This is a genomic window from Micromonospora sp. WMMD987, from assembly GCF_029581435.1.
GTDB lineage: Bacteria > Actinomycetota > Actinomycetes > Mycobacteriales > Micromonosporaceae > Micromonospora > Micromonospora rifamycinica.
The window spans coordinates 4278809-4300502 of record NZ_CP120861.1 but is presented as its reverse complement, the minus strand read 5'-3'; the positions used below and the strand labels follow the sequence as shown (position 1 = coordinate 4300502).

Annotated in this window: 24 protein-coding genes; 12 read left to right on the top strand and 12 right to left on the bottom strand. The window is 74.6% G+C overall.

The annotated features are described in order from the left end of the window. Positions 1 to 32 precede the first annotated feature (32 nt). Positions 33 to 695: an NADPH-dependent F420 reductase gene (gene npdG, locus O7612_RS18245; protein WP_282273951.1), complete on the top strand. Its 663-nt coding sequence runs from the start codon at positions 33 to 35 to the stop codon at positions 693 to 695. Positions 696 to 848: 153 nt separating this feature from the next. Here npdG and O7612_RS18240 read toward each other — a convergent pair whose 3' ends face one another. From O7612_RS18240 to O7612_RS18230, 3 genes are all read right to left on the bottom strand, one after another. Beyond that, the gene (locus O7612_RS18240) at positions 849 to 1505 is read right to left on the bottom strand and encodes an HNH endonuclease family protein (protein WP_282265801.1); all 657 of its coding nucleotides are present in this window, start codon (positions 1503 to 1505) and stop codon (positions 849 to 851) included. Positions 1506 to 1607: 102 nt separating this feature from the next. After that, positions 1608 to 2516: an RNA polymerase sigma factor SigJ gene (gene sigJ, locus O7612_RS18235; protein ID WP_282265799.1), complete on the bottom strand. Its 909-nt coding sequence runs from the start codon at positions 2514 to 2516 to the stop codon at positions 1608 to 1610. Positions 2517 to 2581: 65 nt separating this feature from the next. Beyond that, positions 2582 to 3325 carry an SDR family oxidoreductase gene (locus tag O7612_RS18230; RefSeq protein ID WP_282265798.1) on the bottom strand — a complete coding sequence of 248 codons (744 nt, stop codon included), beginning with the start codon at positions 3323 to 3325 and terminating at the stop codon, positions 2582 to 2584. 215 nt (positions 3326 to 3540) lie between these two features. Between O7612_RS18230 and O7612_RS18225 the strand changes: the two genes are divergently transcribed. Beyond that, positions 3541 to 4314 (top strand): dienelactone hydrolase family protein, encoded by a 774-nt coding sequence (locus tag O7612_RS18225; protein WP_282265797.1) that lies wholly within the window; start codon positions 3541 to 3543, stop codon positions 4312 to 4314. A 124-nt stretch (positions 4315 to 4438) separates the two neighbouring features. After that, entirely contained in the window at positions 4439 to 4708 is a 270-nt protein-coding gene (locus O7612_RS18220) for a GlsB/YeaQ/YmgE family stress response membrane protein (RefSeq protein WP_282265796.1), read from the top strand. A gap of 102 nt (positions 4709 to 4810) precedes the next feature. Here the strand turns inward: O7612_RS18220 and O7612_RS18215 are convergent, their stop codons facing one another. Next, positions 4811 to 6052, bottom strand: a complete 1242-nt coding sequence (locus tag O7612_RS18215; RefSeq protein WP_282265794.1) for a helix-turn-helix domain-containing protein — start codon at positions 6050 to 6052, stop codon at positions 4811 to 4813. 83 nt (positions 6053 to 6135) lie between these two features. Between O7612_RS18215 and O7612_RS18210 the strand changes: the two genes are divergently transcribed. Then, entirely contained in the window at positions 6136 to 7227 is a 1092-nt protein-coding gene (locus O7612_RS18210) for a ferredoxin reductase (protein WP_282265792.1), read from the top strand. Positions 7228 to 7241: 14 nt separating this feature from the next. Next, positions 7242 to 8387: an acyl-CoA desaturase gene (locus O7612_RS18205; RefSeq protein ID WP_282265790.1), complete on the top strand. Its 1146-nt coding sequence runs from the start codon at positions 7242 to 7244 to the stop codon at positions 8385 to 8387. Positions 8388 to 8485: 98 nt separating this feature from the next. On the opposite strand, the gene O7612_RS18200 is transcribed toward O7612_RS18205, so the two are convergent. The 3 genes from O7612_RS18200 to O7612_RS18190 form a co-directional block, all read right to left on the bottom strand. After that, entirely contained in the window at positions 8486 to 9493 is a 1008-nt protein-coding gene (locus O7612_RS18200) for a hypothetical protein (protein WP_282265788.1), read from the bottom strand. A 257-nt stretch (positions 9494 to 9750) separates the two neighbouring features. Next, positions 9751 to 9930, bottom strand: a complete 180-nt coding sequence (locus tag O7612_RS18195) for a hypothetical protein (RefSeq protein WP_282265786.1) — start codon at positions 9928 to 9930, stop codon at positions 9751 to 9753. A 199-nt stretch (positions 9931 to 10129) separates the two neighbouring features. After that, the gene (locus O7612_RS18190; protein WP_282265784.1) at positions 10130 to 10843 is read right to left on the bottom strand and encodes a spermidine synthase; all 714 of its coding nucleotides are present in this window, start codon (positions 10841 to 10843) and stop codon (positions 10130 to 10132) included. Positions 10844 to 11048: 205 nt separating this feature from the next. On the opposite strand from O7612_RS18190, the gene eccB reads away from it, so the two are divergent. Beyond that, positions 11049 to 12434, top strand: a complete 1386-nt coding sequence (eccB, locus tag O7612_RS18185; RefSeq protein WP_282265781.1) for a type VII secretion protein EccB — start codon at positions 11049 to 11051, stop codon at positions 12432 to 12434. 44 nt (positions 12435 to 12478) lie between these two features. Here the strand turns inward: eccB and O7612_RS18180 are convergent, their stop codons facing one another. The 4 genes from O7612_RS18180 to O7612_RS18165 all read right to left on the bottom strand — a co-directional run bounded on the left by O7612_RS18180 (position 12479) and on the right by O7612_RS18165 (position 16040). Beyond that, positions 12479 to 13084 (bottom strand): class I SAM-dependent methyltransferase, encoded by a 606-nt coding sequence (locus O7612_RS18180; protein WP_282265779.1) that lies wholly within the window; start codon positions 13082 to 13084, stop codon positions 12479 to 12481. 103 nt (positions 13085 to 13187) lie between these two features. Beyond that, positions 13188 to 13802 carry a class I SAM-dependent methyltransferase gene (locus tag O7612_RS18175; RefSeq protein ID WP_067309299.1) on the bottom strand — a complete coding sequence of 205 codons (615 nt, stop codon included), beginning with the start codon at positions 13800 to 13802 and terminating at the stop codon, positions 13188 to 13190. A 289-nt stretch (positions 13803 to 14091) separates the two neighbouring features. Continuing rightward, positions 14092 to 15480 carry a hypothetical protein gene (locus O7612_RS18170; RefSeq protein ID WP_282265776.1) on the bottom strand — a complete coding sequence of 463 codons (1389 nt, stop codon included), beginning with the start codon at positions 15478 to 15480 and terminating at the stop codon, positions 14092 to 14094. 44 nt (positions 15481 to 15524) lie between these two features. Then, positions 15525 to 16040: an NUDIX domain-containing protein gene (locus tag O7612_RS18165; RefSeq protein ID WP_282265775.1), complete on the bottom strand. Its 516-nt coding sequence runs from the start codon at positions 16038 to 16040 to the stop codon at positions 15525 to 15527. Between the two features lie 45 nt (positions 16041 to 16085). Here O7612_RS18165 and O7612_RS18160 point away from each other — a divergent pair, with 45 nt between their 5' ends. From O7612_RS18160 to O7612_RS18145, 4 genes are read left to right on the top strand one after another with little or no spacing between them, the layout of a single operon-like run. Continuing rightward, a complete protein-coding gene (locus tag O7612_RS18160; protein WP_282265774.1) occupies positions 16086 to 17036 on the top strand; it encodes a class I SAM-dependent methyltransferase in 951 nt (316 codons plus the stop codon). Between the two features lie 42 nt (positions 17037 to 17078). After that, the gene (locus tag O7612_RS18155; protein ID WP_282265773.1) at positions 17079 to 17498 is read left to right on the top strand and encodes a YciI family protein; all 420 of its coding nucleotides are present in this window, start codon (positions 17079 to 17081) and stop codon (positions 17496 to 17498) included. Further along, complete coding sequence (locus O7612_RS18150; protein WP_282265772.1) at positions 17471 to 18784, top strand: DUF6596 domain-containing protein; 1314 nt, start codon at positions 17471 to 17473, stop codon at positions 18782 to 18784. Before O7612_RS18155 ends, O7612_RS18150 begins: the two co-directional genes overlap by 28 nt. Before the next feature lie 29 nt (positions 18785 to 18813). Further along, positions 18814 to 19311, top strand: coding sequence for a type II toxin-antitoxin system PemK/MazF family toxin (locus tag O7612_RS18145; RefSeq protein WP_282265770.1), 498 nt, complete (start codon positions 18814 to 18816; stop codon positions 19309 to 19311). A 105-nt stretch (positions 19312 to 19416) separates the two neighbouring features. Here O7612_RS18145 and O7612_RS18140 read toward each other — a convergent pair whose 3' ends face one another. After that, a complete protein-coding gene (locus O7612_RS18140; protein ID WP_282265769.1) occupies positions 19417 to 20067 on the bottom strand; it encodes a GGDEF domain-containing protein in 651 nt (216 codons plus the stop codon). Positions 20068 to 20336: 269 nt separating this feature from the next. Between O7612_RS18140 and O7612_RS18135 the strand changes: the two genes are divergently transcribed. Then, on the top strand, positions 20337 to 20576 hold the full coding sequence (locus tag O7612_RS18135) for a DUF397 domain-containing protein (RefSeq protein WP_282265768.1): 240 nt from the start codon (positions 20337 to 20339) through the stop codon (positions 20574 to 20576). A gap of 141 nt (positions 20577 to 20717) precedes the next feature. Further along, positions 20718 to 21605 (top strand): helix-turn-helix transcriptional regulator, encoded by an 888-nt coding sequence (locus O7612_RS18130; protein WP_282265767.1) that lies wholly within the window; start codon positions 20718 to 20720, stop codon positions 21603 to 21605. Positions 21606 to 21694 lie beyond the last annotated feature (89 nt).

The following is a 21694-nucleotide window of genomic DNA, read 5'->3' as shown; positions in this document are numbered from 1 at the left end:
AGGGGGCGGGGTGGGGGCGAGATGAGAAGGAGATCGATGTGAGTGACGGACTGCGGGGCCGGACGGTCGGCGTGCTCGGGGGGACGGGGCCGCAGGGGCGGGGACTGGCCCGGCGGTTCGCCGCGGCCGGGCTGGACGTCGTGCTGGGGTCGCGGGACGCCGAGCGGGCGGGGCGGACGGCCGCCGCGCTGCCCGGTCGGATCCGGGGCGGCTCGAATGCCGAGGCCGCCGCCGCGGGCGACATCGTGCTGGTCGCCGTGCCGTGGGACGGGCACGCCGAGCTGCTCACCGCGCTCGCCCCGGTGCTGGCCGGGAAGATCGTGGTCGACTGCGTGAACCCGCTCGGCTTCGATCAGCAGGGCGCCTACGCCCTGGCCGTCGACGAGGGTTCCGCCGCCCAGCAGGCCGCCGCGATCCTGACCGGTTCGCGGGTGGTGGCCGCGTTCCACCACGTCTCGGCCGTACTCCTGGAGGACCCGGACCTGGACACGGTCGACACCGACGTGCTGGTGCTCGGCGACGACCGCGAGGCCACCGACGTGGTCCGGGAACTCGCCGCCACGATCCCGGGCGTCCGGGGTGTCTACGGCGGACGGCTGCGCAACGCGCACCAGGTGGAGGCGTTCACCGCCAACCTCATCTCGGTCAACCGGCGCTACCGGGCGCACGCGGGCCTGCGGATCACCGACGTGTGACCGACCCGAGGAGCGGACGGCGGGGTGCCGACCGGCACTCCCGGCGAGTACGCCACGCTCGTGCCCGTCGTCGGCGACGACCAGCCCGACAGCGGCGTCGTCCGGCCCGTCGTCGGCGTCGTCCGGCCCGAAGCCGCCCCGTCGCCCCGCCCCTCAGTAGGCGTAGGTGACCGAGACGGTGGCGTTCGGGCAATCGCCGGCCAGGCCGGTCAGGGCGCTCTTCTCGGCGCTGTCGACGGTGAGCCGCCAGCGGATCTTGACGGCGACCCACTCGGTGACGTACCGGCACCGGGCGGCGGCGTACGGCGGCAGCCAGCCGGCCGGGTCCTGGTCGCTCTTGGCCTGGTTGACGTTGTCGGTGACGGCGGCCAGCGCCCGGCTGTCGCCGAGGTCGTTGGCGTACGCCTGGCGGCGGCTGGTGCTCCAGGTGCGTGCTCCGGAGTCCCACGCCTCGGCGAGCGGCACCATGTGGTCGATGTCGAGGTCGCCGGTGGCGGTCCAGTAGGCGTCGTCGTAGTAGGAGTACCAGCGTCCGCCGGTCAGCGTGCAGGCGCCGGTGACGGTGGGCGCGCTGACCGCCTCGGCGAGCAGCACCTCGTTGCGGGTGGTGCAGCCGTCGCCGTCGGCGTCGATCCAGTGCGGGAAGAGGTCCCGGCTGTAACCGGTGCGGTTCTCGGCGGCGACGGCGAGGCCGGCCACGGCGGTGGTCAGCGGGGCGGAGTAGCCGGCGGCCACCGCGGGGTGGGCGGGGCCGGTGGTGGCGAGGGCCGCGACGAGGATGGTCGTGGCGGCGCGCAGGCGTCGGTTCATGGTGCTCCGTCCGGGTGAGATGCGGACTCCTGCGATATGTATAGATGCAAGTCGAAGTCTTGGTCCAGTCCGCGTCCCGTGAACGGTGGGCGACATCGCCGGTCAGCGCCGGGCCGGCAGGCGACCCAGCTTGTCCGGGTTGACCACCAGCAGCAGCCGTTCGACGCCCCGCACCGAGGTGTCCAGCGTGATCAGGGTGACCGGGCGGTCGGTGGCGACCAGCAGGCCCGGGCCGCCGTTGACCTCGATCAGCTCGATCGTCGTCCCCCGCCAGTACTTGCGCCGCACGTTGTCCAGGAAGTTCGTCACCCGGGCCACCCCGCACACGTCCCGGCGGGACGCGTGCACCCGGCCACCACCGTCGGCGCGGGCCACCACGTCGGCGGTGAGCAGCCGCTCCAGGGTGGCCAGGTCGCCGTCGCGGGCCGCGGCGAGGAACGCCTCGGCCACCTGCCGCCGCCGGGCCGGCGGGGCGGGCGCGGAACCCTCGACGGTGAGGTGCCGCCGCGCCCGGCTGGCCAGCTGCCGGGCGTTCGGCTCCGACGTGCCGAGCAGTTCGGCGATCTCCCGGTACGGATAGTCGAACGCCTCGCGCAGCACGTAGGCGGCCCGTTCGGCGGGGGCCAGCCGCTCCAACAGCAGCAGCACCGCGACGTCCAGCGCCGCCGCGCGTTCCGCGCCGAGGGTCGGATCGGCGCTGGTGTCCACCGGTTCGGGCAGCCACGGCCCCACGTACGTCTCCCGGGTGGCCCGCGCCGAGGTGGCCGCGTTCACCGCCAGCCGGGTGGTCGTGGTGGTCAGGAAGGCCGCCGGGTTGCGCACGACGCTGCGGTCGGTGCCCTGCCAGCGCAACCACGCGTCCTGCACCACGTCCTCGGCCTCCACGACGCTGCCCAGCATCCGGTACGCCAACCCGAACAGCCGGGGCCGGACGTCGAGGAACGCGGCCAGGTCCGCCGCCGCGACGGTCGACGGCCCGTCGTCGGCGGCGGTCCCGTACCCGGTCGTCATGTGCCTACCGTAGGCGGTGCGCCACGCGGCCCCGGCCCCGGCCGACGACGCCCCCGAGCGCAGGGTCAGCGCCCCCGCCAGTCGGCCAGCCGGGTGTCACCGGTACGGGCGTCGTCGCCGAGCGGGACCAGCGACTTCTCCGCCAGCAGCGCCCCGAAGTAGCGGCCCTGCCCGTCGGTGACCACCTGCCGTGGATCACCGGCGGCGGCCAGCGTCTCCCGGCCCAGCTCGTCCAGGCGGAACCGCTGCGGACCGGCCAGTTCCACGATCCCGTCCACCGGCACGCCGACGGCGATCCCGGCCAGCGCCGTCACCACGTCGTCGGCGGCGAGCGGCTGGATCAGCGCCGGTGGCAGGCGTACCTCGTCGCCCACCACGGCCGCGTCGACGATGGCCGGCACGAACTCGAAGAACTGGGTGGCCCGGACCACCGTCCACGGGACGTCCGCCCCGGAGATCAACGCCTCCTGTGCCACCTTGGCCCGCATGTACCCGCTGTCCGGGATGCGGTCGACGCCGACGATCGACAGCGCCACGTGGTGCCGTACGCCGGCCTTCGCCTCCGCCGCGAGCAGGGTACGGGTGGAGGTCTCGAAGAACCTCAGCACGGCCGTCTCCTCGAACGACGGCGAGTTCGACACGTCCACCACGACGTCGGCGCCGTCGAGCGCCTCGGCCACCCCCACCCCGGTGAGCGTGTCGACACCGGTACGCGGTGAGGCCGGCACCGCCCGGTGCCCCTGCCGGTCGAGCAGCGCCACCAGCCTGCTGCCGATGAGTCCGCTGCCCCCGATGACGACGATCTTCATGGTCGGTCCACTCTCCCTGTCGGTCCCTGGCGGTCGCGCCGCCCCGCACCCTGACGACCGACGGGATCCCCGATCCGTGACAGCGACGCCCCGCCGTCCGCCCGCCCGGGGTACCTCCTCCGCTGCGCCGGACGACACGCGCGGTCCACCGGCCGGTCCGGCACCGGGTAGCGTTCCCGCGACGGGTGCGCCGGCACCCGGGGTGAGGAGACACCATGGCGGACCCGACGACGGTGCAGGTGCCGACCAGCGACGGCGCGGCCGACGCGTACCTGGCCCGGCCGGACGGTGACGGGCCGTTCCCGGCGGTACTGTTCTTCATGGACGCCTTCGGGCTGCGGCCCCGGCTCGCCGAGATGGCCGGGCGGATCGCCGCGCGCGGCTACCTGGTGCTGGTGCCGAACCTGTTCCACCGGACCGGCGGGGTGCCGCGGTTCGACCTCACCGAGCTGGCCGACCCGCAGCGGCGCGGCGAGATGTTCGGGCGGATCGTGCCGCTGATCACCGCGCTCACCCCCGAGCTGGTGGCCCGGGACACCGGGGCCTACCTCGACTACCTCGCCGCCCGCGACGACGTCACGCCCGGTCCGGTGGGGATCGTGGGGTACTGCATGGGCGGCACCAACGCGCTGCGCGCGATCGCGGCGCACCCCGACCGGATCGCGGCGCTGGCCAGCTTCCACGCCGGCCGGGTGGTCACCGACGCGCCGGACAGCCCGCACCGGGGCGTCGGCACGGTCACCGGCGAGCTGTACTTCGCCCACGCCGACCGGGACGAGTCGATGACCGGTGAGCACATCGCGGCGCTGGAGGGGGCGCTCGACGCCGCCGGGGTCAGGTACCGCTCCGAGGTGTACGCCGGCGCACCGCACGGTTTCACGATGGCCGACAGCGCGATGTACGACGAGCGGGCCACCGAGCGGCACTGGACGGCCCTGTTCGACCTGCTGGACCGGACCATCGGGGGAGCGGCCCGGCGTCGGGGATGACGGTCGGCACGCGGCCGCATGACAGTCGCGTGACATTCGGCCCGCAGCGTCCCTTCCGCGTTTCACCGGCCGCCCGGCGCGGGCACAAGCCAGGGCGACAGTGACTCGTGGAGGGACGACAGACGTGGAAGTACAGGGCTTCTTCACCGCCATCATCATCGGTCTGATCATCGGCGCGCTGGGCCGGTTGGTGGTGCCGGGCAAGCAGAAGATCTCCATTCTGCTCACCCTGGCCATCGGCGTGGTGGCCGCGATCCTCGGCACCCTGGTGGCCGCGCTGCTCGGCGTCGACGAGACCGCCGGCATCGACTGGATCGAGCTGTTCATCCAGGTGGCCTTCGCGGCCATCGGTGTCGCCCTCGTGGCCGGCACGTACGGCCGCCGTCGGCACTGACCCGACCCCTCCCGCCGGCCCGCCCTCTCCCCGGGGCGGGCCGGCGCGGTCGTTCCCCGGGGGTGGCGGCGGCGGACCCCGGTGGGTGTGGCCGCCGGCCGGTCACCGGTCGGTGTGGTCGTCCGTGGTGTCGGGCGGCGGGAAGGCCAGCGCCACGGTCAGGTCGAGTACGGTGCCGGGCTCGTGCAGCCGGTCGCCGTACAGCTCGCGCAGCCGGCCCATCCGGTAGCGGACCGTCTGCGGGTGCACGAAGAGGTCGGCGGCGACGTCGTCGCGGCGGCCCTGGTGCAGCAGCCAGGAGCGCATCGTCTCGGCCAGCCGCGCGGCGGTCGCCGGGGCCAGGGTGGCCAGCGGCGCGAGCACCTGGGTACGCAGGTCGGCCAGGGCCTCCGGATCGGTGTGCAGCACCAGCCGGGCGAGGTGCTGCTCGGTGTCCAGGGCCGGGCCGTCCGCCGGTGACGCCACCCCGAGGGCGAGCGTCTTCAACACCCGCTGGTACGACCGGTCGACCGCGATCCAGGGGCGGGCCGGCCCGAGGACCGCGCGGTGCCCGTGCAGCACCGCGGCGAGCTGCCGGCGTCGTCCCCCGTGCATGTCCGGTACGAGCAGCAGCGCCGCCTCCTCGGCCCACCGCGTCCCGGGCAGCTCCTCACCGCTCTCCAGGGTGTGCGGACTGAGGGCGGCGAGCACCGCGCGCAGGCCGCTGCGGGGCAGCACCGCGACGGTCAGCGTCTGCGGCGGGGGCCACTCGGCCCGCTCGGCGCTACGCCGCAGCACCTCCTCCGGTTCACCGGCGAGCAGTTGCTGGGTGAGCCGGTCCAGGTCCCGCCGTCGGGCCCGGCCGACGTTGGCCAGCTCGTCGGAGTGCCCGGCGACGCTGGCGGCGGAGAGTTCGTCGATGTAGGCGAACATCAGCTCGGCGAACTCGGCCACCGTCTCGGCGGAGAGCCCGCTGCGTACCGTGGTGGTGGAGACCTCCCGCCAGGCCACCCGTGCCCCCACCCGGTACGCGGCCAGCAGCGCGTCCATGCTCCGGCCCACCCGGGCCTCCCCGGCGCCCAGCGCGTACGCGGCCTCCAGCGCCCGGCTCAGCGGGGTGCTCGGATCGGCCGCCCCGGCCCGTTCGATGAGCTGGAGGAAGGTGCCCAAGGCGATGCGTACCGCGTTCTCGATCTTCTCGCGCATCTGGCCGGTGAGGGTGCCGGAGTAGGCGGGCACCTCGGCGGTGATGGTGGTGACGGTGTGCGCGGCCACCATCGGCAGCCGACCGCGTAACCGCTCGGCCACCTGAGCGTCGAGTTCCAGTCGGCCGCCCAGATGGCTGGCGGCCCCCGATTCCGACATGTTGTTCCCTTCGAACAAGAAACCGCCTCCGATTCACCCTCCTGGGTCAAGATGTTATGCGAAAGAGCGAGCACTCTGGGGTCATGACCACCATCGTCCCGCGTCCCCCGGCGAGGACGTCCGTCCGGGACCGGCTGCTCCGGCTGGCCGAGACGGTCACCACCCCGTTGCTGCCGGAGGACTACCTCGACCTGGTCGCGCCGCTGCGCGCCGGGGCCGCCCTGCGGGGGCGGATCGTCGCCGTCGACCCGGAGACCCGGAACGCGGCCACCCTGACCATCCGGCCCGGCCGTGCCTGGCGTGGCCACCTCCCGGGCCAGTACGTCCGCCTCGGCGTCGACGTCGACGGGGTACGGCAGTGGCGGGCCTACTCGGTGACCTCCGCCCCCGACCACCCCGACGGCCTGATCAGCGTCACCGTCAAGGCCATCCCGGACGGCCGGGTCAGCAACCACCTGGTCCACCGGACCCGGGTGGGCACCCTCGTCCAGCTCGACCAGGCGACCGGCGACTTCGTGCTGCCCGACCCGGCCCCGGCCCGGGTGCTGTTCCTCACCGCCGGCAGCGGCATCACCCCGGTGATGGGCATGTTGCGCGCCGGGGCGCACACCCGGGCCGACGTGGTCGTGGTGCACTCCGCGCCGACCCCCGACGACGTGGTGTTCGGCGCGCGGCTGCGGGCGCTCGCCGGGCAGGGCGGGATCCGGCTGATCGAACGGCACACCGACCGGCACGGCCTGCTCGGGGTCGACGAACTGGCCACCCTGGTGCCCGACCACCTCGACCGGCAGACCTGGGCGTGCGGCCCGGTCGGGATGCTCGACGCGGTGCAGGAGCACTGGTCGGCGGCGGGCGTCGCCGACCGGCTGCACACCGAGCGGTTCCGGCCGACGGTCGTCGCCCCCGGCGAGGGCGGCACCGTCACCTTCACCCGGTCCGGCGTCACCCTCGCCGCCGACGGCGGCACCCCGATCCTCGATGCCGGGGAGGCCGCCGGGGCGCTGATGCCGTCCGGCTGCCGGATGGGCATCTGCTACGGGTGCGTCCTGCCGCTGCGCCAGGGGGCGGTGCGGGACCTGCGCACCGGCGAGGTCACCACCGCCGTTCCCGGTGACGGCGTGCTCATCCAGACCTGCGTGTCGGCGGCGGCCGGTACCTGCGACATCGATCTCTGACCAGGAGGCCGGACGTGACCGTCATCCAGCACAAGCCCGTCAACCCGATCGCCCACCTGAGCGCCGAGGACATCGAGATGCTCGGCAAGGAACTCGACGCCATCCGGGACCGGGTGCTCGCCGAGCGGGGCGAGAGCGACGCGACGTACATCCGCAAGGTGATCAAAACCCAGCGGACGCTGGAGATGGGCAGCCGGGCGGTGCTGCTCTTCTCGCTCTTCCCCCCGGCCTGGGTGATCGGCACCGCCGGCCTCACGGTGGCCAAGATCCTGGAGAACATGGAGATCGGCCACAACATCCTGCACGGCCAGTACGACTTCATGCGGGATCCGAAGATCCACTCCACCACCTGGGAGTGGGACCACGTCTCGCCGGCCGAGCAGTGGAAGCACTCGCACAACCAGCTGCACCACACCTACACCAACGTCCTCGGCAAGGACAACGACCTCGGGTACGGCATCATGCGGGTCGACGAGGACCAGAAGTGGTACCCGCTGCACCTCGGCCAGCCGCTGTGGAACTTCGTCAACGCCTGCTTCTTCGAGTACGGCATCGCCGCGTACGACCTGGAGCTGGGCCGTAACCTGCGCAAGGGGCGGCACAGGACCCCCGAGTTCCGGGCCCGGCTGCGCGCGGTCGGTCGGAAGATCCGCCGCCAGGTGCTCAAGGACTACGTCATCCACCCGCTGCTGTCCGGTCCGTCCTTCCTCAGCACCCTGGCCGCCACCTTCACCGCGAACCTGCTCCGCAACCTGTGGAGCCACTCGGTGATCATGTGCGGGCACTTCCCCAACGGGGTGGAGACGTTCGCCAAGACCTCGATCGAGGGGGAGACCCGGGGCGAGTGGTACCTGCGGCAGATGCTCGGCTCGGCCAACATCAGCGGCAGCCGGCTGATGCACATCATGACCGGCAACCTGTCCTTCCAGATCGAGCACCACCTCTTCCCCGACCTGCCCAGCAAGCGCTACCAGGAGATCGCCCCGCAGGTGCGGGCGCTGTTCGACAGGTACGGCCTGAGGTACACCACCGGTCCGCTGCCCAAGCAGGTCGCCTCCGCCTGGTGGAAGGTCATCCGGCTGTCGCTGCCCAACCGGGCGGTGGCCCGACCCGGCACCGACGAGCGACCGTCGCCCGCCCTCGCGGCCTCCGGGGTCTGACCCCGCAGGACCGAGCCATCGGGCGGCCCGCCCGATGGCCCGCCCCTACGGCCCGCGGCCGGGCGGCGACGCCGGGCGCAGGCCGGGCCGGCTGCCCGTCAGCAGCCCGTCCAGCGGGCCGGGGTCAGCCGGCCGGTGTTGGTCCAGCCGACCACCGTACCGTTGTCCGCGATCGCCTCGGACCCGAGACTGCTGACGTCGTCGGCTGAAGGGAGCGGCGTCAGCCGCCCGTCGCGCCACACCGCCCACGAGCCGAGCACCACCCCGTCGGGGGTCACGCCCTCCACCGAGCCCGCCGTCGGGTCGAGCATCGTGGTCGCGCCGGTGCGCAGGTCCCACCGCACCGGCGCGAAACCCTCCTCCCCGTCGTCGCCCGCGCCGCCGACCGCCCAGCCGCCCCGGGCCGCGGACACGTAGGCACTGCGCCGGCCGGGCATGGTGAGCAGGGTGAGCCGCCCGTCGGGACGGAGCATCCAACCCACGTACGACGACGCACCGAGCGACTCCCGGCCGTAGCCGAGGATGGTGCCGTCGTCCAGCACCGCCGTGGCGGTCGCGTCGGGCAGCACGTCGACCACCTCGACCGCGCCGGGCCGGTCCGCGGGCCAGCGCAGCACGATCGCGTTCTCGGTGGCCTCCACCGCGCCGAACCCCACGATGTCGCCGCGTCCGTTGATGCCGGTGACCCACGCGCCCGAGACGGATCCCGGGACGACCAGGTCGGTCGGCCGACCGTCCTGGTAGCGCCAGGGCTGCGGTCTCGCGGTGATGAAGGCGTTGCCGACCACCACGCCGGACGCGTTGACGCCCACCACCTGCTCGGCCAGCGCGGTGTCGACGGCGGTGACCCGGCCACCCCGCCACAGCAGCAGCACCTGCTCCCACACCCCGTCGACGACCCGGCTGCCGATCCCGGCGACGAAGCGGCCGGTCGGATCCACCGCCTGGGCGCGGCCGAGTGCCACCCCGGTCGGCAACGGCAACGGATGGATCGCGCAGAGCCGGGTGTCCGTCCCGCGTGGCCCGGCTAAGGCCGCACCGGGTAGGCCCAGGACGGCGGCGAGTAGTCCGACGGTGGCTCCGGCGAGTGCCCGGTGACGGATCATGGTGGCTCCGATCGGAGGTGGGGCGGGGGAGGCCGCCTCCGGCCCGGTCGCGCCCGTCGGCCGGGGTGGCCGGGAGCGCGGGTGGGACGGCGTACGGGCCGGGAATCCCGACGTGGCCGATCCCCGACGACTGTATGACGCCCGAGTCCCGAGCCGGGTTACGCGGTGTCCGAAACGCGACCGGGAGCTGCTGTCGGCACCGGCGCACAGGGCTGGCTGGGGGACGCGGCTCCCGACCGCCGGCGCTGCAGGACCGCCTAGCGGCGGCCCGCCGAGTGCCGGTGCACCGACTGCCGCCCGCGCAGGAACGCCAGCACGATCACCACGAGCAGCGCGACCAGGCCGATGACGACCAGCCAGCGGACCGCCTCCAACAACAGCCCGAGCAGGATGAGCGCGCCACCGACGACACCCACGACGAAGAGCATGGCCCGCATCTCGACCTCCTCCGACAGCACCGACCGGGCGGCCTTCCCGTTCCGTGCCGCGGTATGCCTCCGCGGCCGGACCGGTCCGGCGACCCGCCGGGTGTGGCCCGGTTCCGGGGCCGGGCGGGTCGGCGTTGTCAGGTGACGGCGGGGAAGCCGGCGACGTCGCGGAGCGGCCTGCGGCCCGGGGCCGGGCGGGCGGCGGGGGTCAGCGCCGGGCGACGTACACCGTGTTGGCGGACTCGCCCCCGGTCAACGGGTTGGCGAACGTCACGACATGGGCCTGCCAGGTCGGGAACACCTCGGCGAGGACCGAGCCGAACGCGTCGTCCGGCGGATCGTCCGACCAGAGCGCGAAGACCCCGTCGGGCAGCAGCAGGTCGGCCAGTCGGCGCAGGCCGTCGGCGGTGTAGAAGGCGGCGTGGCGTGGGTGCAGCACGTGCCGGGGGGAGTGGTCGACGTCGAGCAGCACGGCGTGGAAGCGGCGGCCGGGCTGGTCCGGGTCGAAGCCGGTGCCGTCGGCGACGGCGGCGAAGAAGTCCGCCCGGACGAACCGGGTGCGCGGGTCGGGGGCGAGGCCGGCGGCGAAGGGGAGCAGTTGGCGGCGGTGCCAGTCGATGACGTCCTCGATCGTCTCCACCACCAGCACCGAGCGCACCCGGGCGTCCTCCAGGGCGGTGCGGGCGGTGTAGCCGAGGCCGAGCCCGCCGACCACCACGTCGAGGGGTTCGTCGCCCAGCGGGGCCAGGCCCAGCCGGGCCAGTTCGATCTCGGCGACCGGGAAGAGGCTGGACATCAGGTACTCGTCGTCGAGCTTGACCTCGTACACGTCGACGTCGAGGGCGGGATCCCGCCGCCGCCGCAGACTGATCGCGCCGATCGGGGTCTCCCGCCAGGCCAGTTCCTCGAATCGCGCGCCCACCCGGCCACCCTTCCACCGTCGTCGTGCCGGGATGCTACCGGGACGACCGGTTCGGCCCGGCGTCGGCTCGCGGCGGCCCGGCGGGCTGCGCCGTCGGGCGACCCGCCGCGCCGACCCGGACGACCGCCGGTCTCGGCGACTCAGGGTCAACGGGACATCGACGCAGCGCATATCCTGTCCGCCGAGGACTCGCGGAAGGGACACCATGCCGTCGCGGCAGGACCAGCTCCACTCCTACCAGTTCACCGTGCAGCGGGCGGTCGCCGCCCTGGTCATGCGGGAGACCGACCCGGCCCGGTCGCCGTTTCGCCGGCTGGCCGGAGCGGGCCTGGCCAGCGTCCTGGTGGCGGCGATCGGCCTGGGGGGCTCCGCCCTGTACGGGCTGTTCGCCGGGGGCGGGTCGGGCTGGCGGGACACCGGCGCGGTGATCGTGGAGAAGGAGTCCGGCGCCCGGTTCGTCTACCGGGACGGCCGGCTGCATCCGGTGCTCAACTACGCCTCGGCGCTGTTGATCGTCGGGGCGGACCGGTCCCGGACCGTGCTGGTGTCCCGCCGATCCATCGAGGGGGTGCCGCGCGGGCTGCCGTTGGGCATCGCCGACGCGCCGGACTCCCTGCCGGCCCCGGGCCGGCTCTCCACCGCGCCGTGGACGGTCTGCTCCTGGGAGCCGACCAACGAGGCAAGGGCCGTCCCCCGCTCGGCGTTGCTGATCGGCCGGGAGGCGGCCGGTGGGCGGCTGCTCGCCGAGGAGGCGGTGCTGGCCCGGCATCCGGACGGCACCCTCTACCTGATCTGGCACCAACGCCGGCATCTGGTGCGGGACACCGCCCGGGTGCTCGCGGCCCTGGCCACCACCCGGGAACGCGCGGTCCCCGCCGCCCCGGCACTGCTCAACAGCCTGCCGGTGGGTGTCGACCTGGCCCCGCCCGCGCTGGCCGGGCTGGGTGAGCCCTCGACCGGGGTCGACGGCGCGGTGATCGGGGAGGTCTACCTGGTCCGCAACTCCGGGGGCGGCCGGCAGTACGCGGTGGCCGGGCGGGACGGCCTGGCCGGCATCACCGAACTCCAGGCGGCCCTGCTGATGGCCCGCACCGGCCAGGACGAACCGGAGCCGATCACCCTGGGTCGGTTCGCCGCACTGCCCAAACTGCCGGACCTGGTGCAGACCGGGCCGACCGCCCCGCCACCGGCCCCGCCGCGGCTGGCCGGTGCCGACGGTGGCGCGCTCTGCGTCCGGATCGGCGACGACGCCGTGGTCCGGGACGTCCGGGTCGGCACGGCCGCACCGGATCCCGCCGCTTCCGCCCGTACCGTCGGCCGGGCGGGCGGGGTCCGCGTCGACCACGTGCTGGTCGAGCCGGGCCGGGGTGCGGTGGTCGAGTCGGTGGCCGCGCCGGACGCCGACGGTGGCGCGGTGTCGGTGGTCACCGACCTGGGCCGCCGCTACGTGCTCGCCGACGCCGCGGTCCTCGGGATGCTGGGCTACCAGGGGGTCACACCCGTGCGGCTCCCGGCCGGCCTGGTCAGCCTGGTCCCCGCCGGCAGCCCTCTCGACCCGGTCGCCGCCCGGTCGGTCGCCGCCCCGTCCTGACCGGCCCGGATCGTGCCGGCCGGGGGTTCAGTCGGGTGGGGGGTTCAGGCGGGTGGGCGGCGCAGCAGGCTGACGGCGAAGTCCGCCTCCTCCCGCCAGGGGCGCAGGTCCCAGGTGGCGAAGCGCTGGTCGAGCCGGAGGCCGGCGGCGGCAACGTCGCTGTCGAAGTGGTCGAGCCGGTACCCCCGGTCGAGGCCGAAGCCGACCAGCGCCACCCCGTCGGGACGCAGGTGGCCGGCGATCCGGGCCAGCACGGTCGGCTCGGTGCCGGGCGCGACGAAAGCCATCACGTTGCCGGCGAGCACGGCGGCGTCGAAGGGCTCGGCCTCGCCGGCCCCGGCGAGATCCAGCTCGGCGAGGTCGGCGACCAGCCACCGGGGCCCCGGGTGGTCGGTCCGGGCCGCCTCGACCAGGGCGGGATCGGCGTCGACCCCGACCACCAGGTGCCCGCGTCGGGCGAGTGCGGCGCCCACCCGCCCGGTGCCGCAGCCGGCGTCGAGGATGCGGGAGCGGGGGGCCACCACCGCGTCGACCAGCCGGGCCTCGCCGTCCAGGTCGGCCCCCTCGGCGGCGAGCTGACGGAACCGGGCGATGTACCACTGCGAGTGTTCGGGGCCGGTCTCGGTCGCCCACCGGGTCGGGTTGGTCATGTCGCCACGGTAGCCGGCCCGACCGGTGTGACACGGCGCTCGGGACACCCCGGGCGTCGGCGCGCGCCGCCGGAGGCGTCGGCCGGTGGTGTGCCGGCGACGGTCAGGGCAGCCGGGCCACCGTGACGAACTCGTTGTAGGTGAAGACCTTGCCCATCGACCGGGGGAACGGGAAGGAGTACTGCTTGACCACCGTCATGCCGAGATCCCGGGCGGCCTGGGCGGCCTCGTCGAAGCCGACGAACCGGACGTGGGTCTCGTCGCTGGCGTACCCCCGCTCCTGGGGGGTGATGAAGACCGCGGTACCGCCGGAGCGCAGGAACGGCAGGTAGCCGGAGATCACCTCGAGGGCCGCCTCGGCGGGCAGGTGCTCCAGCAGGTGGGCGGCGAGCAGCGCGTCGAAGGCGCCGGGCCGCGCGTGCGGGGACTGGTGGAACTCCTCGATGGTGTACGCCTCCAGCCCGGCGGCCCGCGCGTGCGCCACCGAGGTCGGGTTGTGGTCCACCCCGACCGCGCCCTCGCCCAGGTTGGCCAGGTTGCGGCCGAGGCCGCACCCGACGTCGAGGGTCCGGCCCAGGCCGAGCCGTTGGAGGTTCCACCGGTACGGCGCCTGCACGTCGAGCACCTGCTTCCAGCGTGCGCCACCGAGGCGTTGCAACCGTTGGGTGTAGTCCTCACCCTCGGTGCCCGCCGCAGTGTCCTGCTCTGCTCGACTCATCGCCGGCCTCTCTGCCCGTCGCGGAAACGTCGCCCTCCGGCAGGCGTGCGGGGGCACGCCGCCGGCCGGTGCCCGCGCCGACGCGGACACCCGAGAGATGCTACGGACCCGGACGGCCATCGTCAGCCCCCGCAGGCGGCGGGTTGGGGCCGGAACGCGCCTGGTCACCCTGGGTCACCTGGACTCGACCCTGGGTGTGTCCGGTCCGCTGCCGTCGGCCGCCGGCCGGGTTCCTCGGCCCCCGTCCGAGCCGGCGCGGGCCGCGGGTCACGACGAGGGATCCGACCGGTCAGGCCGGCTCGGGCGGGTCGGCGAGGTCGGCCCCGGCCGGTTCCCGTGGCGTGGCCACCCAGGCCGAGAAGACCGGTACCCCGTGCCACGGCCCCGTCCCGCCGTCGCGGTGGTCGGTGGCCACCGCCAGCACCGCGTACGGGTGGCCGAAGCGCAGCTCGGCGGTCCGTCGGAGACCTTCCGGCGGAAAACTGACCAGGGCGAACGCGCCGGTCACCGCGGCGGCCTCGAAGCCGTACCGGCCGTAGTGCGCCACCGCCGCCTGGCGGGCCTCGACGCCCACCCCGGTGCCGAGCAACCCGCCCAGCGCCCGCGCCACCGCCGGGAAACCCGGCCCCGTGGCGGTCAGGTCGTGCTCGTCCCGGGCGGACCAGCAGGGCAGCACCGCGTGGTGCCGCTCCTCCCGGCCGTCCCGGGCCGAGGTGCGGACCCGTTCCTCGCGCAGCGTCCCGAGCGGTCCCGCACCGAGCGGGAGGTCGAACAGCGACCGGCGGGCCGGTTCCCCGTCCACCGCCGCGCCGGCCAGTTCGTAGCCGGCGGCGAGGACGTCCGCCGGCGAGACCGTCGGGTCGGCGACGATCGAGAGCACCACCAGACCGGCCCCGTCGCGTTCCACCGCCGGGGCGGCGTGGACGGCGACCTCCCCGGCCGCCCCGGTCGACGCGATCCAGACCCGGTGCCCGTGTTCGGGGGTGCGCAGCGCCCGGGTAAGCCGCCCGGCCCAGGCCGGACCCGTCCTGCCCGCGCCGTCGTCCCCCGCGGGTCGCCCGGGGCCGCCGCCGGGCCGCTCCGCCCCGGGGTCACCGCCCGTCGGGTCCGCTGCGGGGTCACCGCCGGCCCGGTCCGTCCCCGGGTCGTCGGCCGGGTGGTCGGGGGCGTCCGGGTCGGGGCCGAGCGCCGCGCCGGGCACCAGGTCGAACGGGGTGGCCCAGGAGATCCGGGTGGCCAGGGCGCTGGCCAGCGCCAGCAGCACCCGGGGGGAGACGGTCAGCGGGAACCGGTCGACCAGCCCGTGGGTGTGCTCGCGGGCCCAGGCGTCCAGGCCCGCCTGGTCGGGCAACGGGCCGGTGGTGGTGGCCCGCGGGAGGCCGTCGCGCCAACCGGCCAGCCTCCCGCTGTCCGCCCCCGGGCGGTGCCAGACCGCGGTGGCCGACGCCACCAGCGGGTGCGGCCGGTCCAGCAGCGCGGCGGCCGTCGCGGCGGCGGTCTCCGCGTCGACACCGAGCACGTCGGCCAGCTCGGCCCGGTCCGCGCCGGTCGCGGCGGGCGCGGCCAGCGCCAGCAGCAGCCAGACGCCGAGCGGGGAGGCGACGTGGTGCCGGTCGCCGATGTCGGCGTGCAGCCGGGCGGCGTACCGGGCCAACGGGACGTACGGGATGGTCGTCATGTCCTCCACTGTGCCCACCGTCCGCGCCACCGGCATCCCGGGGGTCAGGACCAGAGTTCGAACGGCTCGTCGATCTGGTCGCCGGCCAGGAAGGCGGTGAGCAGTCCGGGCAGCCGGCCGGGATAGAAGCGTTCGGTGCTGGTGACGATCTCGTCGACGGTCCACCAGCGGAAGTCGAAGTAGTCCTCCACCTCGTAGTCGAGCCGGTCGGCGGCGTCGACGTCCGGCGCGGCGGCGTCGAGGCGTACCGTCAGCACCACCTCGTCCTGGACGTGCCGCAACCGTCGGTGGATGAAGCTGGCCCGCCGTCGCCAGGTCGGCGGGCCGAGCTGCCCGGCGGTGACCACGAAGCCGGTCTCCTCCCGTAGTTCCCGCAGCGCGGTCTGCGGGTACGTCTCGCCCGGGTCGACACCCCCACCGGGCAGCTCCCACCAGGTGCCGAGCCGTGGATGCTCCGGGTCGCGGGTGTGGAAGAGCAGGATCAGGCCGTCCCGGTCGCGGACGACCAGCCGGACGGCGGTGCGTTCGATCACGGGCAGGTCCCGGGGCAGGTCGGTCACGGGTCTCCCTCGACGGGGCACCGTCCGGGCGGCGACGGTGCGACGATGGCGATCATGGTGGAGCTCTTCGGTGAGGTGGCGGCGGACTACGACGAGATCCGGCCCGGATACCCGGCCGCCCTCGCCGAGGCCATCCTCGCCTATCACGGCGGGCCACCCACCCGGCTGGTCGAGGTCGGCGCGGGTACCGGGCTGGCCACCGCCCTGCTGGTCGGCCTCGTCGCGGCGGACGGCGGCAGCGCGCCTGCCGGCCCGCCGTCGGGCCGGCGCGGCCCGGTGCGGGTCGCGCCGACCGGCCCGCCGTCGGACCTGACCGGCCCGGGACGGGCCGCACGGGCGGGCGGGGCGACGGCTCCGGGTCGGCCGGACCCGGGCCGGGTGACCTGTGTCGAGCCCGACGCCCGGATGGCGGCGGTGCTGGCCGCCCGGTTTCCCGACGTCGAGGTGGCGGTGACCCGGTTCGAACGGTGGTCGCCGCCGTCGGGTGGGGTGCCGCTGCTGGCCTGCGCGCTGGCCTGGCACTGGCTCGACCCGGCCACCCGCAACCGGCGGGCGCACGACGCGTTGTCCCCCGGCGGCACCCTGGCCGTCTTCGCCCACCGCTACGACTACGTCGACCCGGCCCGGTCGGCAGCCATCCGGGCGGCCTTCGAGTCGGTCGACCCGGTGCCGCACCACGACCAGCCGGAGGACTGGTTCCACGCCGACATCACCGCCAGCGGGCTCTTCACCGACGTGCGCACGGTGGCGTTCCGCCGGGCGGTGCCGCTGGACACGGCGGCGTACCAGCGGCTGGTCGGCACCTTCTCGCCGCAGTTGCGTCGCCCGCCGGAGCTGCGGGAGCGGGTGTTGTCGGCGATCGGCGCGGCGGTCGACGGCTTCGGCGGTACGGTCACCCTCGACCTGCGGACCACGCTGGTGCTGGCCCGCCGCACGGCCGGATCCGAAACCGGTGGGCGGGTCGTGTCGATCCGGCCGGGTTCCCGTTCGACCTGAGGGTGAGCGGGTCGACCGGCGGCCCGGTAGCGAGGAGTGAAGATGGCCAAGTACATGCTGATCATGCGGGGTACGGACGAGTCCTTCGCCACGATGACGGAGACGCCCTTCGAGGAGATGCTGGAGACGATGGGGCGGTTCAACGAGGAGCTGATCCGGGCGGGTGTGCTGGTGGCCGCCGAAGGCCTGGAGGACCCGGCCCAGAGCGTGGTGGTCGACTACAGCGCGGACCCGCCGGTCGTCACCGACGGTCCCTACGGCGAGACGAAGGAGCTGTTCGGCGGCTTCTACCTGATCGACGTGGCGTCGAAGGAGGAGGCCGTGGAGTGGGCCCGGCGGATGCCGGCGGTCAGCGGCAGCAAGTGCGAGGTCCGCCGGGTGCCGGGCATCGACGAGTTTCCGCAGGACAACGAGTGGATCATCAGGGAGCGGGCGTGGCGCGAGCGGACCGGCCAGCTCTGATCCCGGTGGCCGGCGACGGCCCGCCGAGCGCCGGGTCGGCGCGGCGGGCCGTCGAGGCGCTCTGGCGGATCGAGTCCGCCCGGATCGTCGGGGCGTTGGCCCGCTACACCGGCGACTTCGCGCTCGCCGAGGACGTCGCGCAGGAGGCGGTGGCCGAGGCGCTGGTCGGCTGGGCACGCGACGGCGTGCCGGCGAATCCGGTCGGCTGGTTGCTCACCACCGCCCGGCGGCGCGCGGTCGACGCCTTCCGTCGCCGGGCGGCGCGCGACGAGCGGTACGCGGTGCTCGCCGGTCAGCTCGCCGGGGACGCGGACGGGTCGTCCTCCGGTGACCTGCCGTGGGATCCCGACCGGATCGACGACGACGTGCTGGCGCTGATGTTCGTGGCGTGCCATCCGGTGCTCTCGGCCGAGGCCCGGTTGACCCTGACGCTGCGGGTGGTCGGTGGCCTGTCGAGCGCGGAGATCGCGCGGGCGCTCCTGGTGCCGGTGCCCACGGTCCAGGCGCGGATCACCCGGGCCAAGAAGACGATCGCCGCCGCGCAGGTGCCGTTCGCGCTCCCCGAACCGGCCCAGCGACGGGAGCGGCTCGGCGCGGTCCTGACCGTGCTCTACGTGATCTTCACCGAGGGGTCGACGGCGACGAGCGGTGACCGCCTGCTCCGCCCCGACCTGGCGTACGAGGCGATCCGGCTGACCCGGACGCTGGCCGCGCTGCTGCCCGCCGAGCCGGAGGTGCACGGCCTGCTCGCCCTGTGCGAGCTGACCGCCGCGCGGTTCCCGGCCCGGGTGGACGCGGACGGCGCGGCGGTGCTGCTGGCGGACCAGGACCGGCGTCGGTGGGACCGCTCGGCGATCCGCCGGGGCGTGGCCGCGCTCGGGCGGGCCTCGACGTCGGGGCGGGGCCTCGGGCCGTACGGGTTGCAGGCGGCCATCGCCGCCTGCCACGCCGCAGCCGGGTCGGTGGAGCAGACCGACTGGACCCGGGTGGTGCTCCTCTACGAGGCCCTGGGCCGGGTGGCCCCGTCGCCGGTCGTCGAGCTGAACCGGGCCGTCGCGGTGGCCATGGCCGACGGGCCACTGCCGGCGTTGGCGCTGGTGGACCAGGTGGCCGCCACCGGTCGCCTGGCCGGGTCCTACCTGCTGCCGAGCGTGCGGGGTGAGCTGCTCGCCCGGCTCGGTCGGCACGGCGAGGCGCGGGCCGAGCTGGAGTCCGCCGCCCGGTGCTGCCGCAACGACCGTGAGCGGGCGGTGCTGCTGGGTAAGGCGGACGCCCTCGGCGGCTGATCCGCACCCGGGGCGGTACGCTGCCCGCCGTGGCAGGTCTGTTGAGGAACGTGGCGACCCGGCTCGGCCGGATGACCGGCGCGGTCGGCGCGCAGCGCAGCGGCACCGCCGGCCCGATCCCGGCCCAGCCGGCCCGGCGGCGGCAGGTCAGCGCCCTGCAACGACGGGAGCTGTCGTACGCCCCGGAGCCGGACGGGCAGGCCGACCCGGGGGAGATCGTCTGGACCTGGGTGCCCTACGAGGACGACCCGAAGCAGGGTAAGGACCGCCCGGTGCTGGTGGTCGGCCGGTCCAGCCGCACGCTGTTCGGGCTGATGCTCTCCAGCCAGAGCGAGCGGGACGGGCAGCGGCACTGGCTGGGGCTGGGTCCGGGGGACTGGGACCGCGACGCCCGACCCAGTTGGGTACGCCTGGACCGGGTGCTCACCATGCGGGAGGACGGTATCCGCCGGGAGGGCGCGGTGCTGGACCGGGCCCGGTTCGACCGGGTGGGGCAGGCGCTGCGGTCCGGCTACGGCTGGCGCTGACCGCCGCCCCCGCGAGGGTTCCCGCCCGGGACCGTCGAGGAAGGCCCGTCGCGTCCTCTCGCGCCGGAGCCGGCGCGTTGCGGCGCGGGTGCCGGCAAGGGCATCTCAGCACTCGGCGAGGCGGGCCGCGTCGAGCAGTTGCCGGGGTGACTGCCGGCTGGTGACGCCCTTCGCCCGGTACATCGCGGCGTCGGCCCGGCACAACGCGTCGGCGAGCTGGGTGGGACCGGTGACCGGGGCGAGCCCGACCGAGGCGGTGACCCGGACGCTGCACGGCCCCAGCGGGATGGGGGCGGCCAGCGCCTCGCGCAGCCGCCGGGTGGCGTGGTCGATCCAGCGCCGGTCGACCGAAGGGCTGGCCAGCAGGCCGGCGAACTCGTCCCCGCCGAGCCGGGCGACCAGGTTGTCCCCGGCGAAGGCGGCCAGCCGTTGGGCGACGCTGATCAGCACCTGGTCGCCGGCGGCGTGCCCGTACCGGTCGTTGACCTGCTTGAAGTCGTTGAGGTCGAGCACCACCGCGATGAGGGGTTGCCCGCCGGCGTCGGTGAGCAGCGTGGCGGCCAGCCGGTAGAAGGCCCTCCGGTTGGGTAACCCGGTGAGCGGATCGTGGCTGGCGGCGTGCCGTTCGGCGGCGAGTTCGGCCTGGAGGTGCTCCAGTTCCGCCTCGGCCTGTAGCGCCCGGCGGCGTAGCTGCCACACCGAGACCAGGGCCCCGGCTGCGGAGACGCCGGACGCGACGGTCAACGGATCCGGCACGGGTCCTCCCTCGCGGTGTCGGCGTACGGTCCGGGCGGCGGCGGCCGTCGTGCCGCTCCGGACCCTCGTTTCCCCAGGTGAATGCCCCCGGGGCGGTAACCCAAAGTGAACGGATAAGTACCGCCCACGTGCGTTATCATGCTCGCTGTCCGATGCAGATGCAATAGCAGATGCACGTGCATCACGGCCGAATCTGATGTCGCGAAGCCCTTCCAGCCCTGGACCATCCCCTCGCGACACCGGGTCCGAACCCCGACAGAAAGACATCCATGCAGCAGCCTGAGAACGGCGTCCCCACCACCCAGCTGCCCCCCCTGAGGTGGGAGAAGAGCCGGCGGAGCAACCCCAGCGGCAACTGCGTCGAGTTGGCCGAGCTACCCGGCGGCGCCGGCATCGCCATGCGCAACTCGCGCCATCCCGAGGGTCCGGCCCTGATCTACACGGTGGACGAGATAACGGCGTTCGTCCTCGGGGCGCGCGATGGTGACTTCGACCATCTGATCGGCTAGTGTTCGCCGGTCCCGACCACGGGACCGTGTTCGTCCGGAGGATGTTCACCTCACCGTCGGTCCATGGCATGCTTACTCGTCGGCCGGGCGGGGGCCTGGGATCACTACCGGTTGTGGGCATTGTGCGGAGGGGCGGGGCACGTGACGATGGTTGCCGCCGAGGGGGGACCGGCCACCGGACCCACGGTGTTGCGGATGCTGCTCGGCGCACAGCTGCGCCGGCTGCGGGAGGCCAGCGGTGTCACGCGTGAGGGCGCCGGCTGGGAGATCCGTTCGTCGGAGTCGAAGATCAGCCGGATGGAGCTGGGCCGGGTCGGGTTCAAGGAACGTGACGTCTCCGACCTGCTCACCCTCTACGGGGTCACCGCCGCCGAGGAGCGCGACGCGCTGCTCAAACTGGCCCGGGACGCCAACAGCCCCGGGTGGTGGCACCGCTACGGCGACGTGCTGCCCGGCTGGTTCCAGTCCTACCTGGGCCTGGAGGCCGCCGCCGCGTTGATCCGCAGCTACGAGGTGCAGTTCGTCCCCGGCCTGCTCCAGACCCCGGAGTACGCCCGCGCGGTGGTCCTGCTCGGGCACCGGGGGGCGGCGGTGGAGGAGGTGGACCGCCGGGTGGAGCTGCGCATGCAGCGCCAACAGCTGCTGCACCGCGCCGATCCGCCGCAGCTCTGGGCGGTGATCGACGAGGCCGCCCTGCGCCGGCCGATCGGCGGTCGGCAGGTGATGAGGGGGCAGTTGAGCGCCCTGATCGAGGCGACCCGTTCGCCGCACGTCCGGTTGCAGGTCATCCCGTTCGACGCGGGCGGCCACGCCGCGGCCGGCGGAGCCTTCACCATCCTGCGCTTCGGCGACGACGACCTGCCCGACATCGTCTACATCGAGCAGTTGACCAGCGCGCTCTACCTCGACAAGCGGGAGGACCTGGACTACTACGCGGCGGCGATGGAACGGCTCTGCGTCGAGGCCACCCCGCCGGAGCGCACGCCGGAGGTGCTCACCCGGCTGCGCGACGAGCTGTACCCGGAGTAACCGCCACACCGGCCGGCCGGCCGTACCCGGGCGACCTCTACGATGGCCGCAACCGCAGACAGTGGACGGACGCCATCAGCCCCGGGATG

What these genes read in the sequence shown, in the direction of transcription:
- O7612_RS18160 (WP_282265774.1), top strand. Translation starts at nt 16,086, where the DNA reads ATGGCGATCATGGTGGAGCTCTTCGGTGAGGTGGCGGCGGACTACGAC.
- sigJ (WP_282265799.1), bottom strand. Translation starts at nt 2,516, where the DNA reads ATGACGACCGGGTACGGGACCGCCGCCGACGACGGGCCGTCGACCGTC.
- O7612_RS18215 (WP_282265794.1), bottom strand. Translation starts at nt 6,052, where the DNA reads ATGTCGGAATCGGGGGCCGCCAGCCATCTGGGCGGCCGACTGGAACTC.
- O7612_RS18135 (WP_282265768.1), top strand. Translation starts at nt 20,337, where the DNA reads ATGCAGCAGCCTGAGAACGGCGTCCCCACCACCCAGCTGCCCCCCCTG.
- O7612_RS18175 (WP_067309299.1), bottom strand. Translation starts at nt 13,802, where the DNA reads ATGAGTCGAGCAGAGCAGGACACTGCGGCGGGCACCGAGGGTGAGGAC.
- O7612_RS18195 (WP_282265786.1), bottom strand. Translation starts at nt 9,930, where the DNA reads ATGCGGGCCATGCTCTTCGTCGTGGGTGTCGTCGGTGGCGCGCTCATC.
- O7612_RS18225 (WP_282265797.1), top strand. Translation starts at nt 3,541, where the DNA reads ATGGCGGACCCGACGACGGTGCAGGTGCCGACCAGCGACGGCGCGGCC.
- O7612_RS18240 (WP_282265801.1), bottom strand. Translation starts at nt 1,505, where the DNA reads ATGAACCGACGCCTGCGCGCCGCCACGACCATCCTCGTCGCGGCCCTC.
- O7612_RS18170 (WP_282265776.1), bottom strand. Translation starts at nt 15,480, where the DNA reads ATGACGACCATCCCGTACGTCCCGTTGGCCCGGTACGCCGCCCGGCTG.
- O7612_RS18210 (WP_282265792.1), top strand. Translation starts at nt 6,136, where the DNA reads ATGACCACCATCGTCCCGCGTCCCCCGGCGAGGACGTCCGTCCGGGAC.
- O7612_RS18180 (WP_282265779.1), bottom strand. Translation starts at nt 13,084, where the DNA reads ATGACCAACCCGACCCGGTGGGCGACCGAGACCGGCCCCGAACACTCG.
- eccB (WP_282265781.1), top strand. Translation starts at nt 11,049, where the DNA reads ATGCCGTCGCGGCAGGACCAGCTCCACTCCTACCAGTTCACCGTGCAG.
- O7612_RS18200 (WP_282265788.1), bottom strand. Translation starts at nt 9,493, where the DNA reads ATGATCCGTCACCGGGCACTCGCCGGAGCCACCGTCGGACTACTCGCC.
- O7612_RS18155 (WP_282265773.1), top strand. Translation starts at nt 17,079, where the DNA reads ATGGCCAAGTACATGCTGATCATGCGGGGTACGGACGAGTCCTTCGCC.
- O7612_RS18230 (WP_282265798.1), bottom strand. Translation starts at nt 3,325, where the DNA reads ATGAAGATCGTCGTCATCGGGGGCAGCGGACTCATCGGCAGCAGGCTG.